The following is a 15,223-nucleotide window of genomic DNA, read 5'->3' on the forward strand; positions in this document are numbered from 1 at the left end:
TATCTTTTGTGCCGAACACCTGCACAAAAGGATGCCGTGTTCAGGGCCTATAGGGTTTTGGGTTAATGATATTTTTTTATATAAATAGTACTTCAACATGAATCAATAATTATTAAAACAGTATTTTTGAAAATTACAACAGAAGAATAAAACACACATTTCGTATGAAATTAGAAGTTCAAATTAAGGACAACAAAATATTCGCCCCATTATTGAATAAATGGCTGGTGCTTAAGCCAGAAGAAAATGTTAGACAGCAATACATTTGTCGATTAATAAACGATTATGGTTTTTCACTTGATCAAATGGATCAGGAAGTAAAAGTTAATAATTCTCAACGTGGTCAAGGCAGAGCAATGGCGGACATTGTTATATGGAGAAATTCAAAAGACAAATATGAACATAAAAGTCCAATAATTGTTGTTGAATGTAAGGCTGAACATATTACAGTTAGAGAAGAAGATTATTTTCAAGGATACAATTACGCTTCATGGGCAGGCGCCGATTTTTTTGTTACTTCTAATATTAAAGAAACCAGAATTTTTAAAGTTGTAAAAGGCAATATTCCAAAGAAGTTAGAAGAAATTATTGACATTCCAAAGGCTGATATTGTTAATAATGAAAAGAAAATTACTGATTTATTAAAGCAAACCAAGGCATTTACCAGAGATGAGTTTTCTAAACTTCTTTTCAAATGCCATAATATTATTCGTAATAACGACAAGCTTTCACCAGAAGCTGCTTTCGATGAAATTAGCAAAATTCTGTTTATCAAGATACGCTACGAAAGGTCTAACTCTGGTGCTCAAATTTTCTCAAAAGAAGAATTTCAAAAAGCCAAATCCAGTTATGAAAGATATAAGCCTAAAGATGGTAAAGATTTTTATCAGTTTTTGTTTGAGCAAACCAAAGAGGATTTTAAAGATGATGACTTGTTTGAATCTTCAGAGATAATTCGAATTAGAGAAAATAGCTTTGAAGCTATTGTGGAAGAATTACAAATTTATAACCTATCAACTACTTCCGATGATGTTAAAGGAATTGCATTTGAGCAATTTCTAGGAAGAACTTTTAGAGGGGAACTTGGTCAATTTTTTACACCTAGAACCGTAGTAGATTTTATGGTCAATATTCTTGACCCCGAAGAAGGAGAAATATTGTGTGATCCTTGCTGTGGTAGTGGTGGTTTCTTAATCAAAGCATTTGAGTATGTCAGAGCCAAAATTGAACAAGAAATTCACGAAGAAAAGGAACGGATTAAAGCATTGTATTTCGATGCTGCTTTCGAGAAGATGAAAGAAGCAGACAAAGAAAAAGTTGATGAAACTGTAAATGATTTATTTGCAAAACTTAATGCTGAATTAGACATAAACAATCCAGATAGCCGTTTAAGAGTTTTAAGCTACGATTGTATTTTTGGTACAGATGCCAACCCCAGAATGAGTAGGACTGCCAAAATGAACATGATTATGCATGGCGATGGTCACGGGGGCGTACATCATAATGATGGACTATTAAACGTAAACGGAATATTTGAAAACCGTTTTGATGTCATTCTAACTAATCCACCATTTGGTTCAAGGGTTGAAAAAACACTGAAAATTACTGATGCCGACAAATATACTGACCAAGTAAGAATTTCAAAATATCGATTAAGATATGGTAAGGCATACGATGATGCATTAAAACAGGTCAATGACAATATAGACAAACCTCTTTTAAGTTTATACAAAACTGGAAAATTAAGTTCACTTACTGAAGTATTGTTTATTGAGCGGTGCTTAAATTTATTGAAGCCAGGTGGCAGAATGGGTATTGTTTTGCCAGAAGGAGTTTTAAATAACACCAATTTGCAAAAGATTAGAGATTTTGTAGAAAGCAAAGCTAAAATTTTATTGATTACTTCAATACCACAGGATGTGTTTATTGCAAGTGGTGCAACGGTAAAACCAAGTTTGTTATTCTTTAAAAAATTTACTGACGAAGAAACCAAACAATATAAAGAAGCAACCATAAAAGCTACAAATCAAACTCTGGTAAAGTACAAACCAAAAGAAGACGAACTATTGGTAGAATTTAAAAAAGTAGAAATAGATTACAATAAAACAGCAAAAACCATCAAAGACATTAATGTTTTAAAAGGGCAAAAGAAAGGTAATATAATACTTGATGAAACCGAATACAAGGCATTGGTAATTAAAGAAGCTCAATTAAAAGAGCAATTAAAAGAAGCTAAGAAAAAATTTACAGATGCTTTAAAGGAAATCAATATTTTAATAGAAATGGAAACAAAAGCATTGATTAAAAAATTATTTGATTACGAAATACCAATTGCTGAAGTAGAAAAAGCTGGAATTAGTACAACTGGTTCTGTAATAGAAAATGAATTAGTCCCATTAGAAGAGGAGTTTTCAGGATATAGAATTGCTAATAAATTATGGGTTAATGAAACCAAAGAAATAAAATACCAAATAAACGATGATGTTATTGGTAGAGTACGAATTGTAGATGGTATGGTAAGCGAACCTGAAATGTTTTATGGTAAATAGTCAAACAATCAATTATTTAAAAATAGTTCCATTCTCTCAATTTTCTTTGTGGGATACAAAACGCTATACTTCAAAATTAATTAGTTCCAATTATTCTATAGTAAAACTAGGAACTTGTATTGTTGAGCAAAGCAAAAAATATAAAATATTTGAACAGAAAGAAGTTGATTTTGGAATTTTGGGAGTAAACAACAAAGAGGGAATTTTTGATGCTTACACTCAAAAAGGAGCCGAAATAAACCAGCCATATAAAAAAATGGAAAGAGGTTGGTTAGCATACAATCCATATAGAATAAATGTTGGCTCTATAGGCATAAAATTAGTAGAACATCAGAATGAATATATAAGTCCTGCTTATGTGGTTTTTAGTTGTAAAGAAAATTTATTACCAGAGTTTTTATTTTTCCTTTTCAAAACCAATACATTCAATAATGTTATAAAAGAAAGTACAACAGGTTCTGTAAGACAAAATCTAACATTTGAAACATTAAGAAGTTTAGAAATACCATTACCATCAATAGAAGAACAAACAAGAATAGTAGCAGCTTATAATGCTAAATTACAATCGGCTCAAGTGCAAGTTTTACAATCGAAACAATTAGAAATTGATATTGAAAAGTATTTGTTAGAAGAGTTGGGAGTTCAAGAAAAAAAGGATTTAAAATCAAAAAAACTATTTAAAACTATTAACTATTCAAAACTTGATAAATGGGCAATTAGCCATCTAAGTAAAGACGATGTTTTTGATTTTAAAAATGCAAAATACACAACAGAAAAAATAAAAAATTTATTGGCTTTTTTTGAAGGAGGAAAAACACCATCAAAGGCAAGAAGTGATTTTTGGAATGGAGAAATATATTGGACTTCTCCAAAAGATTTTGATGGTCAATATATTGATATAGCAGAAGATAAAATAACTTTAAATGCAGTTAAAGAAGCGGGTATGAAAGTTCATCCAAAAGGTGTGTTTTTATCTGTTTTTAGAAGTGGCATACTACAACACTCTTTTCCAACAGCAATAACAAATATTGAAACTTCAATAAATCAAGACTTAAAAGCATATTCGTTTAAGGAAGAATTAATTGATAAATATTACTATTTACATTTTGTTCATGTTTTTAAAAAATATATCCTTTTAAAAGCCTCAAAAAAAAGTGTCACTGTGGAAAGTATTAATACAGAAGACTTTTTTGAAATTCAAATTCCAATTCCGCCACTTAAAAAGCAAAAAGAGATTTCACAGAAAATTAATTTCTTAAAAAATCAATTAACTGAACTAAATAGTTCTTCTATAAATAATAAAACAGAAGCAATATTAGATTTTGAGAAAGAGGTGTTTAATTAATAATTTGGTTTTATGACACAAGAAAATATAAATCATCAAGCTGTTAGAAGTTTAATCAATAGTTTAAATAAAAAAACAATACATAAGTTTAAAGTTATTTTTTTAGCTAATGTCTTATACAAAACGAGTTTTGGAGATTTTCAAGATATTATTGATGTTGACTTGCCAATAAAAGGAGATGACTACCACATTGAAGTTTCATTAGATACTATGCTTAAAAGTGATGTTTTTAATGTTGATGATTTTCATCTGGGATTTAGAATGAAATACTCTAATATGTCTTTCAATTCAATAACTAATGAATTACTTATTAAAGGTAATAGCCCCAAAATGAAAGGTGATTATGAAGTTATCATAAAAGAAGTTTAGATGCAATTAATAAAATTACATATTATCGATAGATATAACGATCTATCAGACTTTACAATTTCTTTTTCAGATAAAGTCTCATTATTTGTTGGTGTTAACGGTTCAGGAAAATCAAGTGTATTAGAAGCAGTTGCAAGAATATTTAGTTGGACGAATTTAATTTATATTGAAGGTATAAAAAGCGCTAGCTTAAAAAACCAAAAAGATGAAATTACTCCAGATTTTAGTTTTGAAATAGAATATTATTTAAGATTAGAAGACAAATTATTTGAAACTTCAACTAGTGCAGAGTTTTACACAGATTTACCAATGATAAAAATTACTGGTGATAAAGGAAATTCAAGATCAATAAAGATTTTTGTGTTTGAAGGAAAAGATTATATAACAATTGAAAAATCAATAATATTTAATAAAAATGATAAAAAATACTCAAAATTTTTACCTGAAAATTTAATTATATATTACTCTGGAGTTTCAGAGAGTATGCATAAATTGTGTGAAAAACACGAAAATTTATTTAGTGAAAAACTCCGGGATTTTGAAACACCCAATCTTCGAGCTTTATTTTATTTTACACCAAATCATTTTAAATATTTACTTCTAGCTCTATTATGTTTTGAATTTGGACCTCTCCCAATATTCTTTAATGAAACAATAAAAATATCTAGTGTTCAAAACATAAAGATAATTTTAGCAAAACCATCTTGGGGTAAAGGTAACTCTTCAATTTTTTGGGGTGCTATAGGCAGAGTGAAACAATTTTTAGATTTATTAAAAACTAATTCAAATAAAGTAACTTCTAATAATAAGGATACTATCTTAGAAGTTGAGATGTCTTTAGATGGATTAAGAAATGTACGGGAATTTTTTATTACAGAAACTGAAATGTTTAGATTGTTCGACATTGCTCATTTTGATACTTTAATTCAGGATATTGAGATCACATTAGTGCATAAAGATACAGGAAATACTTTTGATTATAAATCGTTGAGCGAGGGAGAGCAGCAACTAATTACAATTACTGGTTTAAATGAAATTTTAATTAAAGCAAATAGTCTTGCTTTAATGGACGAACCAGACTCTTATTTACATCCATCACGACAAAGGGAGCTAATTCCTGAGATATTAAATAGATTTAATGATTTTTGTCAAATTTTAGTGACCACTCATAGTCCATTCGTAGCTCAATCAGTTGACTTAAATAAAATTCAAATTTTTGAACCAAATAAAAACGCTACTACAAAAGTAGAAGACGATTTAATGAGTTATCCTGTAATAGCCGAAGGTATTTTTGGTATAAAATCTGAATTTAGTATAGAAGTTGAGAACGATATTGAAACATTTAGGAAAATTAGAGATAAAGTTTTAAATGATATTGAATATAGCAAAACTGATTTAAAAGATATAGTATTAAAATTGCAACAAAAGGGTGATGAAATAACTTCTATTATTAATAGAGAAGTAAATCAACTGATTAAGTTAAAAGGCAACATATTTACAGATGGATAGAATTTTTAGAACAGCTGTTCCTCTATTTCTTAACGCCAATTATAAAATGTGGGGATTGCAATATTATAACTTACGTTTTATTAATCCAGCAGCACAATTTAATTGGTATATGTTTAATGGGACAAGGGTAAATCATTTACTGGTACCTGAACTACAATCTTTAACAAACTTTCATTGCTCTTTCTGTGATAAGAAAGAAATTATTGAATATGTTAATGAACCTACCATCGAACATTTTAGACCAAAGACATTATATCCTTTAATATCATATTATTGGGGGAACCTATTTTTATGTTGTACAAGTTGTCAAAGGAAAGGTGATGAATATAATAAATTATTATTGAAACCCGACACTTTTGATTACACTTTTGATGATTATTTTATTATTGATTGGCCGACAGGCTTTATTTTGCCAAAGCATAATGATCCTCATCCTAATTTTTTTAGAGCAGATGTAACAATAGAATTATATGGTCTTAATAAAGGAGGAAGGCCTAAAGCTCGTATGAATGAATTGAAAGCATATTTAAAAACTACCGAACCAAATATTGAAGATTTTTCATATCGGTTTTATATACTAAAAGGATTGTAAAATGTCAGAAACAAAAAAAATATTTTATAATCTATTTTGGAAAAATAAATCGTGTCAAAATTTATTTCTATTATCCAAAGAAGAACTTTTAGAAACCTATTCCTATGATTTTGAAGGAGTAAAGGGTAGCCATTCACTGCCTAGAATAATCATTTCTAATGCACAAAATAATGAGGATGATATTTTAGACACGGTAATCAACCGAACAGAAACACAAAATATTTCATTGGATGTATCAATTAATGAAAGGTTAAATCATTTTATACCAATTTTTGAAAATTTGTTCGAGAAAAAATTAAAAAACCCCATCGAAAATGTTATAAAACATATTGAAGATAAAGGTTTCTTTGGGGTGATTAGAATTTTACTTTTGATTGCAGACGAAGAAAAAAGAAAAAAAAACATAATTAAATTACTCCAAGAATTTAAATTTATTGGTCCTCATATTAACAGTTTTGTCCAATTAGAGGATAACTTTAAACAAGTTTTAATACCAAAGTCGGGAGGTGAAGTTTTAAACGAAAAAAACATTAACACATTCTTTGAAGGTATTAAATTAGTTAAAGATATCTATGTTAATCATTCTTATAAAAAATTATATTCAACAAATCAAATACTTATAAATTCTCTTAACAGTGAAGATGATTTCACTTCAAGAATTAAGTTATTTCATTTGTTGTTTGAGAATAATATAATTTTAGCTAGTAAAGAAGATGCTTTAATTGAATGTACAAATTGCAAACCTGGAACATACAAAGGCGTTTTTCAATTAAATATTGATCCAAACAAGCTCAACAAACTAAAATGTCCAGTGTGCAATAGTGAACTTACGTATTTTGTACCTTACGAATTAAATACTGAAATTTATGAGATTGTTAAAAGTCAAGACGGTTTGCTACTAGACGCCTACTGTAATGTATTGGAAAGCAATAAATATCAGTACAAAACAAACCAACACTTTTTAGATAATATTGAAATTGACTGTATTTTCCGCGATGGAACTTTTACATACATTGTAGAAGCAAAAATGTATAAACTCAATACGGAAACTGACAAGCTAAAAAGTAAAATCAGAGAACATTTCGGTAAGTTGATAAAAGATGTAGAACGTCTTCAAAAACTACCAGAATTTAAAGAAATAGTCCTAAAACCAATACTTTTATTAAATGTTATTGATACTTTACTAGTTCAAGAAATTGAGGCAGAACTCAAAGAAAAAAACGAAGGAGTAATAGGGAAAAATACCAGAATTCTAAACTTGAATTTATTAAGAAATAACGGTACAAATAAAAGTTGATATGCAAACACAATTTCAATACATAGTCGATTTAGCAAAGCAATACAATGGATATGCCGAAAAACCCGATCGCGCGGAATTGGATTCCGTGCCCACTCCAATTGGCATATAAATCAAACCTTAAATTCAAAAAAAGCCAGGTTTCACGAATTTTCGATAAAAAATAAAATAACAATCCTATAAGTTTGTTTTAAGATCTCGGCTTAGCCAAATTCCTGTCATACATCACGATAGTTCCTGCCACGGCCACGTTTAAGCTTTTTATAGATTTGAATTTTACTAAATGATGGCATTTTTCCATTGTTTTTAGAGGTAAGCCATGATCTTCTGCCCCTAATAGATACACACAACGTCTTGGATGTTCAAAGGTTTCCAAATCGGAAGCTTTTTCATTTAATTCAACACCCACCAAACGCGCTCCTTTGGGTAAGTTTTCGAAAAAAGCTTCAAAAGTATCATAGTGAAAATACGGAATTGCTTTCACCGCATTATGGGTATCACAGGCTTGTTTCGCATATCGATTGCCTATGGTAAATATAAAAGTCGCGCCTAAGTTTTGAGCCGATCGCCACAAAACACCCAAATTTTCAGGCGTTTTACCATTGTGGATGCCGATACCAAAGTATTCATTTACAAAGTTGTCATTCATAGCGGCAAAAGTACAAACTGTAAGCAGATAAATCAATTTTGTTTAGGTGAAAAGAAATTCTTAGTGGTATTGGTTGTAAAAATTTTCACGAAAGTTTATCGTTGCTACTCCCCTGCTCCATCAAGTTTCCTTTCTTACCGCTGGTAAACGACTCCATTTTAAACTAAGTTTTAATTAAAATACGATAAAACGAACCGCTTTTTTCGCGACAACAAAAAAAGGAATATCCAAAACTTCCGTTTTAAGATATCCCTAATACTATTGCTACTAAATTAAATCACTTTACGACTGTAGCTTCAAATTCGATTTTCAGGGTTTCAAAAAGACTTTTAACTTCCATTAAAGTTGTGGCTTGTTTAATGCCGTGTTTGGCGATCCAATCCTGAAAAAGCGAAAAGTGAGGCCAAAACTCCGCTGCCGAAGTCGTATAAATGGTGAGTCTGACAATTCCATTGGGTTCGTAACCTGCCTGTGTTACTACCGTTTCCAGATTTTGCAGCGCTAGAATTATTTGAGATTTCATGTCTTCGGTGCTTGATGTTCCGTCAGCGTTGACTGCCGCCTGACCGGAAACATATAAGGTTCCTGCCGGCTGTTTTACTTCGACAGCCTGAACATAACTGCGTTCGTCCTGCCATTTCCACGGATTTGTGATGTGTTTTTCCATTTGCTTTGCGTTTTTATTTTGTGCCGTTCCAGACACTATTGTGAATATTATGACAGCTAAAATCGTCGTGATTTTTTTCATAACTTCTATTTAAAATTTGCAAAGCAAAGTTCCGGATTATCCCTAAATCCGGACTTGACCTACATCACGAATATAAAGTGCGCTATATCACACTAAACGGATAAACGGCTTAAGGTTTCGCGCGAAACACCCAAATAAGAGGCAATCAAACTTTTGGGAACGCGCTGCATTAGGGATGGATATTGTTTGATCAGCTGTTCGTAACGTTCTTTGGAGTTGGAAGTCAACCATGAAATAATACGGCGTTGTGAACCCAGAAAACCAAAATTGGCTTTTTCGAGAAAGAAGCGCTGCATTTTTTGGAGACCGTTGCAAAGTTTATTATAATCTTCGAGCGTACAGCACAAAACTTCCGTGTCTTCTAAACATTCTAAAGACAATGTGGCTTCGGTCTGCGTGAAAAAGGCGTAATAATCACTTTCCCACCAATCTTCCATTGCAAAAGAAACAATGTGCGGTTTTCCTCCCTTATCTGTATGAACGAGTTTTAAAAGCCCGGAAATTACAAAATAACTATACCTGACCGTATCGCCTTCCTGTATCATAAATTGGTGTTTCTTAAATTTTTTAGTGGTAAAATGGGTACTTATAAACGCAAACTCATCATCTGTAAGAGGTACTATTTTTTCGATATGTTGCCTTAATTTTTCGTGCATATAAAGAGGTGTTACTGCGAATAAGCGGTGATTATTAAATCTGTTTATTGCAAAAATAAAGCATTTATCCATAAGTCGACTGCCTCTATTTTTGAGTTATCAGAAAAGAATTAAATATTTGTATCGTGTAACATTCCTAATTAAGCCCTTGTAAATCAAGTGTTATAAAATAATTTAATAACACTAAAAAATTATTAATTTGATTTATAAACACCATCCCTATACCTTTGCTTCATCAAAATCAAACAACTGATTTGAAAATTAAATAACAACTTTAAAAATAGCAATCATGAAATTTACAAGAAGAGCAAACGCAAACTGGAAAGGTACAGGAATGGACGGAAAAGGAACTATCAGTACACAAAGCACCACCTTAAACGAAGCACAATTATCTTTCAAAACCCGTTTTGACCAGGGTGTAGGAACGAATCCTGAAGAATTAATCGCAGCGGCACATTCCGGCTGTTTTACGATGCAACTGAGCTTTTTGCTTTCTGAAGCCGGTTTTGTTCCGGAAGATTTGGATACGGTAGCCAAAGTTACTTTCGAAGACGGAACCATCACTTTAATTCAATTGGAACTGACCGGAAAAGTACCGGGGATTTCTGCAGAAGATTTTCAGCAGGCTGCACAGAAAGCTAAGGAAATTTGTCCTATTTCTAAGTTGCTTAATACTGAAATTACTTTATCAATCACTTTACTTTAAATAAATTCCAATTTAAAAATTCCAAATTCCAATAACTTAAAATATGAGAGTCAACACAATTTTGTCATTTCGAGGAACGAGAAATCCTCACAAGTAGCTCCGTACAGAATGTCGCAAATCTTTGTAGAGTTTCTAACGAAGATTTCTCGTTCCTCGAAATGACAAAGATTGTGAAAAATTAGAATTTATTATTAAAAACATCTACACAAAAATCTAGAATTCAAAATTTTACTATTATGAAAACACTATCTATAAAAGAACAATTGAAATCTTATTTCTTGTTCGCCGCTTTGATCTTAAGTTTAGTATTTACAAGTGTAAATGCCAGTGCACAGGCTACATCTGCTGCCCCACTAATTAAAAATGTGGTATTGGTTCACGGTGCTTTTGCTGACGGTTCGGGATGGAAAGGACTTTATGAAGTTTTGAGTAAAAAGGGGTATCATGTGACTATTGTTCAAAATCCGTTGAGCTCTTTGGAAGATGATGTTGCCGCAACCAACTTAGCACTTGACAGACAAGACGGATCAACGATTCTGGTAGGACATTCCTGGGGCGGCACTGTCATTACAGAAGCCGGAAATCACCCAAAAGTTGCGGCTTTGGTTTATGTAGCTGCTTTACAGCCTGATAATGGCGAAAATTCTGTTCAATGGCTGCAAACCGCTCCTCCTGCTCCTGAAAATGGTGTGTTAAATCCGGACGATAAAGGAATTGCTTATTATGATAAAGCTAAATTTCATGCTGGTTTTGCAGGAGATTTGAGTAAAGAACAAGCTGATTTTATGTTTGCTTCGCAAGGCGCTTTTCACGCCAAAGGATTTTTAACGCCTGTTACAAAAGCTGCGTGGAGAGACAAACCTTCGTACGGAATTGTAGCCACTGAAGATAAAAGTATTACACCGGATATTCAGCGTAACATGTACAAACGTTCTAATACAAAAATTACGGAAATAAAAGGAAGCCACGTGGTTTTTATATCACAGCCTGAGGCTGTTGCCAAAGTTATTATTGCTGCTTCCAATTCTAAAAAATAAGTTTTAAATTTCAACTTATTTAATCTTGTCATTCCGACGGAGGAGACCCGAGCGATAGCGAACGGACGAAGTAAATCTCCGCAAGTAACTCTACAAAGATTGGTGGCTTTCTGTACGGAGCTACTTGCGGGGATTCTTCGTTCCTCAGAATGACAAAAATTGTGTATAAACCTTAATGGATATAAAATGATGACAGTAAAATTTACATAAACTTACTCACTTCTTTGACAAAATACGGCGAATCGTTCCAGCGGATTTTTCGGTAACTGAAGTTCTTTTTGAGAGACTCCGGAAGGCAATTCCAGATTGCTTCGTTCATTTTTTCGAGCAAGAGTTTTTTCGAAAACGAATCGGAAACTACGAGGCTGATTTCCCGCACCGGAATGGGTTCTTTAAAGGGTTTAAAAAGTCCTGATTCAGTTTCGTTTACAACAGAAAGCTGCGGAATTATAGCAAATCCCAACTGGGCACGTACCAGGTTTTTTAAGGTTTCTATGGAACTGATATCGTAGGTAAACTGTTCTTTTATTTTGTCTGAAGTTTTTAATCCGCATATATCCAATAGCTGTGCATTGTAGCAAAACTCGTGGTGCAGCAAGAGCAATTCTGTTTTGTCAGTCGGCTGTAATTCATAAAAATCGTCTTTCGCCATCGGATGTCCTTCATTCAGGTAGGCGACAAAGGGTTCCTTAAAAACCGGATGTTCGATTAAATTGGCATTTCCCGTAGGTGTTGCCATAATAGCGACATCAATTGTTCCAGTTTCCAGATCTTTCATCAGCTGTCCCGTATTCGATTCGCGAATAATGAAACGGACATTTGGTGTCGCTTCTTTCATCGCCTTGATAAATAACGGAATTAAATAAGGGGATAAGGTCGAAATAATACCCAGCTTCAACTCCCCTTCCAGCAGGTTTTTTTCGTTCACCACAAAATCTCTGATTTCATCGGCCTGACGCAGAATTTTTTTGGCTTTATTGATGATTTCGGTTCCTAAAACGGTTGGGGTCAAAGGCACTTTATTACGATCAAAAATTTTGATTCCAATTTCTTCTTCGAGATTTTTTAACTGAATCGTAAGCCCGGGCTGTGTTACCATACACACTTCTGCTGCCCTTGCAAAATGGCGTTCTTCGTCTAAAGCTACAATATATTTTAACTGCTGAATGGTCATTGCTTATACTTTTATTTTATAAAGATAGCTAAATATCAATTTAGATTATGAAGCTTATGAACTAGTTTGTAAAGTAAAAATTGAAAATACATGATAATTTAGTAAGAAATGCAGCATTTTTTATAAAACAGAATCGTTCTATTGACCTAATTTTAAGATTATTAATAACTTAAAATCATAGATCATGGAAAATTCAAATACCTACAGCAGCGAAGAATTAACAAAATATCCTTATCACGCACAGCTTGCTCAGGAACAAAACAATAATGATCGTGAAGAGGCCAACACCGGCGACTGGGAGGACCAGCGCGATGAGGATGGGACAGATCCGAACCGTTATGAAGAGGAAGGCGGCAATAATAACTCAGGAGGTGCGGGAAGTTCCGGGAGTGCTGCTACCAACAGCTAATTAATCTAAAGAAACTCACTATTTAATTTAAAAAAAATCTACTATGAGTACTCTATTTAAAGAAGGACAGGATGTTAAACAGGAATTCGGTGGTCCAGTCATGAAAGTAATCGGTTTTGAGCCTGAATTAATCGAAAACGTGATTACCCAATGGGAAGATGAAGAAGGAACTATAATTACAGGAAAGTTTATGGAATCTGTTCTTCAGCCTGCTGACTAATTGTACGATAATAAATTCTTTGAGGCTCATTTAAGTGTATAAGTAAGTATCTACAGCGTTAAAGGAAATAATTTACCAGCGTAACTTTGTTACAATTTAGAACCGTATCGGCATTGAAATTGTTATCATCTGTATTAATTTTGCATTATCCGGACAGAAGTGATAAAACAGGCTTCTGGTTGTAGAATAGCAGATGAAAAAGACCGAATATGCCATAGTCGATATCGAAACCACAGGTGGTAATGCCAGTGGCAGCCGTATTACTGAAATAGCGATTGTTATACATGATGGCAGTAGTGTTATTGACCGTTTTGAAACACTGGTTAACCCGCAAAAGGAAATTCCTGTTTCTATTTTTGCCTTAACGGGCATTAATAACGAAATGGTTCGTGATGCGCCTATCTTTGATGATATATCTGAAAAGGTATTGGAAATGCTTAAAGATCGGGTCTTTGTTGCCCATAATGTCAATTTTGATTATTCTTTCGTTCGCCATGAACTTGAAAAATCGGGCTTTAAGTGGACAGCAAGAAAACTGTGCACTGTTCGGGCAACCAGAAAAATTAAGCCTGGACTTGCGTCCTACAGCCTGGGGAAACTGTGTCACGCATTAGAGATTCCTTTAGTGAACCAGCATCGTGCAGGAGGCGATGCAGATGCTACAGCAATCTTGTTTTCGAAATTGCTGGAATGGGATGAAAATGGAGAAATTGCAAAAATGATCAAAAACACGGCACAAGACCAGCGCTTACCTCCCAACCTGCCACCTGAAGATTTTGATCAGCTGCCGGAAAAACCAGGAGTCTATTATTTTTATAATCAGGTAAATAAGGTTATCTATGTTGGAAAAGCCATTAACTTAAAAAAACGTGTGGCTTCTCATTTCAGTGGTCATAAAATTACGCCCCAAAGACAACATTTTCTTCGTGATATATACCGTATTTCTTTTGAGGTTTGCGCCACTGAACTCATGGCATTGCTACTGGAGTGTGCAGAGATTAAAAAGCTTTGGCCTGCTTATAACAGGGCATTAAAACGCTTTGAACCTAAATACGGGCTTTATCAGTATGAAGCCCGAAATGGTTATAAATATCTTGTTACGGGAAAGCTAAGCAAGTTTCAAACCTGTATTGAACATTTTAATACTATTCACGAAGGAATAAACATGCTCCTGAACCTTAAACAGCAGTTTGAAATTGATAACCGATTTTGCAGATACGGTATTGCTACGGCAGGAGAACATTTCCCTAATACCAATTTTACAGCTTTACCCGATGTTCTCAGCCATAATGGGAAAATAGAAAACGCAATAGCTTTTTTGGTAAGCAACAGATCCAGTTTTGCTATTATTGATAAAGGCCGGTCGCCAGACGAGCGCAGCTGCATCTGGGTCGAAAACGGACATTTTTACGGTATGGGGTATCTTTCGTCAGATATTGTATTTAGTGAACCTTCGGAGATTAAAGAGTATGTTACGCCCTACACGAGTAATCAGTATATTATGCATCTTATCAATGCCTACGCATTTAAATATCCGGGTAAGGTTTTAAATAAAAAAGTTTAATGTCCTAAGGATTAATTAAAACTTAAAGGTTGTAATTTATTCTAAACATGTAAATTAGATAACAATTCCTGATTTTTATATAAGTTTAAAGAAATTCACCACTGTATTTTTGAACTCATTTAATTAAACACAATCATGGAAAATTTAAACAAAAATAACAGCGTAGACTTTCAGCAGGATTCATTGCACAGCCAGATATGTTTAGTCGATAATATTGATTTTATTTATCGAAAAGCATATAAAGGAGATTGGGGACATTGGGATGATTTGCCGGATACTTTACCTTTAAACCTAAATTGTGTTGAGAGTACCGTAAATAAAAATTCAATTTCAGGAAACGAAACTCCAATTGCTGATTTTTGATTAACGATTTTTGATTCCTGGTATAAAAAACCCCGC

16 protein-coding genes are annotated in these 15,223 nt (G+C 33.0%); 12 read left to right on the forward strand and 4 right to left on the reverse strand.

Annotation, left to right across the window (positions count from 1 at the left end; genetic code table 11):
- Positions 1 to 164: 164 nt before the first annotated feature.
- From BXU10_RS14595 to BXU10_RS14620, 6 genes are read left to right on the forward strand one after another with little or no spacing between them, the layout of a single operon-like run.
- A complete protein-coding gene (locus BXU10_RS14595; RefSeq protein ID WP_078228072.1) occupies positions 165 to 2,549 on the forward strand; it encodes an N-6 DNA methylase in 2,385 nt (794 codons plus the stop codon).
- Positions 2,539 to 3,894, forward strand: a complete 1,356-nt coding sequence (locus BXU10_RS14600; protein ID WP_078228073.1) for a restriction endonuclease subunit S — start codon at positions 2,539 to 2,541, stop codon at positions 3,892 to 3,894. The genes BXU10_RS14595 and BXU10_RS14600 overlap by 11 nt, the downstream gene beginning before the upstream one ends.
- A 12-nt stretch (positions 3,895 to 3,906) precedes the next feature.
- Positions 3,907 to 4,263 (forward strand): hypothetical protein, encoded by a 357-nt coding sequence (locus BXU10_RS14605; protein WP_078228074.1) that lies wholly within the window; start codon positions 3,907 to 3,909, stop codon positions 4,261 to 4,263.
- Entirely contained in the window at positions 4,264 to 5,772 is a 1,509-nt protein-coding gene (locus BXU10_RS14610; protein ID WP_078228075.1) for an AAA family ATPase, read from the forward strand.
- On the forward strand, positions 5,765 to 6,364 hold the full coding sequence (locus BXU10_RS14615) for a hypothetical protein (protein ID WP_078228076.1): 600 nt from the start codon (positions 5,765 to 5,767) through the stop codon (positions 6,362 to 6,364). The genes BXU10_RS14610 and BXU10_RS14615 overlap by 8 nt, the downstream gene beginning before the upstream one ends.
- 1 nt (position 6,365) lies before the next feature.
- Positions 6,366 to 7,661 (forward strand): hypothetical protein, encoded by a 1,296-nt coding sequence (locus tag BXU10_RS14620; RefSeq protein ID WP_078228077.1) that lies wholly within the window; start codon positions 6,366 to 6,368, stop codon positions 7,659 to 7,661.
- A gap of 190 nt (positions 7,662 to 7,851) precedes the next feature.
- Here BXU10_RS14620 and BXU10_RS14625 read toward each other — a convergent pair whose 3' ends face one another.
- From BXU10_RS14625 to BXU10_RS14635, 3 genes are all read right to left on the reverse strand, one after another.
- A complete protein-coding gene (locus tag BXU10_RS14625) occupies positions 7,852 to 8,310 on the reverse strand; it encodes an RNA methyltransferase (protein ID WP_078228078.1) in 459 nt (152 codons plus the stop codon).
- Positions 8,311 to 8,587: 277 nt separating this feature from the next.
- The gene (locus BXU10_RS14630) at positions 8,588 to 8,977 is read right to left on the reverse strand and encodes a RidA family protein (protein ID WP_078228839.1); all 390 of its coding nucleotides are present in this window, start codon (positions 8,975 to 8,977) and stop codon (positions 8,588 to 8,590) included.
- A 173-nt stretch (positions 8,978 to 9,150) separates the two neighbouring features.
- The gene (locus BXU10_RS14635) at positions 9,151 to 9,714 is read right to left on the reverse strand and encodes a Crp/Fnr family transcriptional regulator (RefSeq protein WP_078228840.1); all 564 of its coding nucleotides are present in this window, start codon (positions 9,712 to 9,714) and stop codon (positions 9,151 to 9,153) included.
- A 289-nt stretch (positions 9,715 to 10,003) separates the two neighbouring features.
- Here BXU10_RS14635 and BXU10_RS14640 point away from each other — a divergent pair, with 289 nt between their 5' ends.
- Positions 10,004 to 10,420: an OsmC family protein gene (locus BXU10_RS14640; protein WP_031453659.1), complete on the forward strand. Its 417-nt coding sequence runs from the start codon at positions 10,004 to 10,006 to the stop codon at positions 10,418 to 10,420.
- 236 nt (positions 10,421 to 10,656) lie between these two features.
- Positions 10,657 to 11,457, forward strand: coding sequence for an alpha/beta hydrolase (locus BXU10_RS14645; protein ID WP_078228079.1), 801 nt, complete (start codon positions 10,657 to 10,659; stop codon positions 11,455 to 11,457).
- Between the two features lie 202 nt (positions 11,458 to 11,659).
- Here BXU10_RS14645 and BXU10_RS14650 read toward each other — a convergent pair whose 3' ends face one another.
- Entirely contained in the window at positions 11,660 to 12,631 is a 972-nt protein-coding gene (locus BXU10_RS14650; RefSeq protein ID WP_078228080.1) for a hydrogen peroxide-inducible genes activator, read from the reverse strand.
- Positions 12,632 to 12,815: 184 nt separating this feature from the next.
- Between BXU10_RS14650 and BXU10_RS14655 the strand changes: the two genes are divergently transcribed.
- From BXU10_RS14655 to BXU10_RS14665, 4 genes are all read left to right on the forward strand, one after another.
- The gene (locus BXU10_RS14655; RefSeq protein WP_078228081.1) at positions 12,816 to 13,040 is read left to right on the forward strand and encodes a hypothetical protein; all 225 of its coding nucleotides are present in this window, start codon (positions 12,816 to 12,818) and stop codon (positions 13,038 to 13,040) included.
- A 43-nt stretch (positions 13,041 to 13,083) separates the two neighbouring features.
- Entirely contained in the window at positions 13,084 to 13,260 is a 177-nt protein-coding gene (locus tag BXU10_RS25030; protein ID WP_167343411.1) for a hypothetical protein, read from the forward strand.
- A gap of 193 nt (positions 13,261 to 13,453) precedes the next feature.
- Complete coding sequence (locus BXU10_RS14660; RefSeq protein WP_078228082.1) at positions 13,454 to 14,824, forward strand: exonuclease domain-containing protein; 1,371 nt, start codon at positions 13,454 to 13,456, stop codon at positions 14,822 to 14,824.
- A gap of 135 nt (positions 14,825 to 14,959) precedes the next feature.
- Positions 14,960 to 15,187: a hypothetical protein gene (locus BXU10_RS14665; protein ID WP_078228083.1), complete on the forward strand. Its 228-nt coding sequence runs from the start codon at positions 14,960 to 14,962 to the stop codon at positions 15,185 to 15,187.
- Positions 15,188 to 15,223: the final 36 nt, after the last annotated feature.

Source organism: Flavobacterium sp. LM4, assembly GCF_002017935.1.
GTDB lineage: Bacteria > Bacteroidota > Bacteroidia > Flavobacteriales > Flavobacteriaceae > Flavobacterium > Flavobacterium chungangense.

Coding starts and splice junctions, on each gene's coding strand:
- BXU10_RS14595 (WP_078228072.1), top strand. CDS start 165: ATGAAATTAGAAGTTCAAATTAAGGACAACAAAATATTCGCCCCATTA.
- BXU10_RS14600 (WP_078228073.1), top strand. CDS start 2,539: ATGGTAAATAGTCAAACAATCAATTATTTAAAAATAGTTCCATTCTCT.
- BXU10_RS14605 (WP_078228074.1), top strand. CDS start 3,907: ATGACACAAGAAAATATAAATCATCAAGCTGTTAGAAGTTTAATCAAT.
- BXU10_RS14610 (WP_078228075.1), top strand. CDS start 4,264: ATGCAATTAATAAAATTACATATTATCGATAGATATAACGATCTATCA.
- BXU10_RS14615 (WP_078228076.1), top strand. CDS start 5,765: ATGGATAGAATTTTTAGAACAGCTGTTCCTCTATTTCTTAACGCCAAT.
- BXU10_RS14620 (WP_078228077.1), top strand. CDS start 6,366: ATGTCAGAAACAAAAAAAATATTTTATAATCTATTTTGGAAAAATAAA.
- BXU10_RS14625 (WP_078228078.1), bottom strand. CDS start 8,310: ATGAATGACAACTTTGTAAATGAATACTTTGGTATCGGCATCCACAAT.
- BXU10_RS14630 (WP_078228839.1), bottom strand. CDS start 8,977: ATGGAAAAACACATCACAAATCCGTGGAAATGGCAGGACGAACGCAGT.
- BXU10_RS14635 (WP_078228840.1), bottom strand. CDS start 9,714: ATGCACGAAAAATTAAGGCAACATATCGAAAAAATAGTACCTCTTACA.
- BXU10_RS14640 (WP_031453659.1), top strand. CDS start 10,004: ATGAAATTTACAAGAAGAGCAAACGCAAACTGGAAAGGTACAGGAATG.
- BXU10_RS14645 (WP_078228079.1), top strand. CDS start 10,657: ATGAAAACACTATCTATAAAAGAACAATTGAAATCTTATTTCTTGTTC.
- BXU10_RS14650 (WP_078228080.1), bottom strand. CDS start 12,631: ATGACCATTCAGCAGTTAAAATATATTGTAGCTTTAGACGAAGAACGC.
- BXU10_RS14655 (WP_078228081.1), top strand. CDS start 12,816: ATGGAAAATTCAAATACCTACAGCAGCGAAGAATTAACAAAATATCCT.
- BXU10_RS25030 (WP_167343411.1), top strand. CDS start 13,084: ATGAGTACTCTATTTAAAGAAGGACAGGATGTTAAACAGGAATTCGGT.
- BXU10_RS14660 (WP_078228082.1), top strand. CDS start 13,454: ATGAAAAAGACCGAATATGCCATAGTCGATATCGAAACCACAGGTGGT.
- BXU10_RS14665 (WP_078228083.1), top strand. CDS start 14,960: ATGGAAAATTTAAACAAAAATAACAGCGTAGACTTTCAGCAGGATTCA.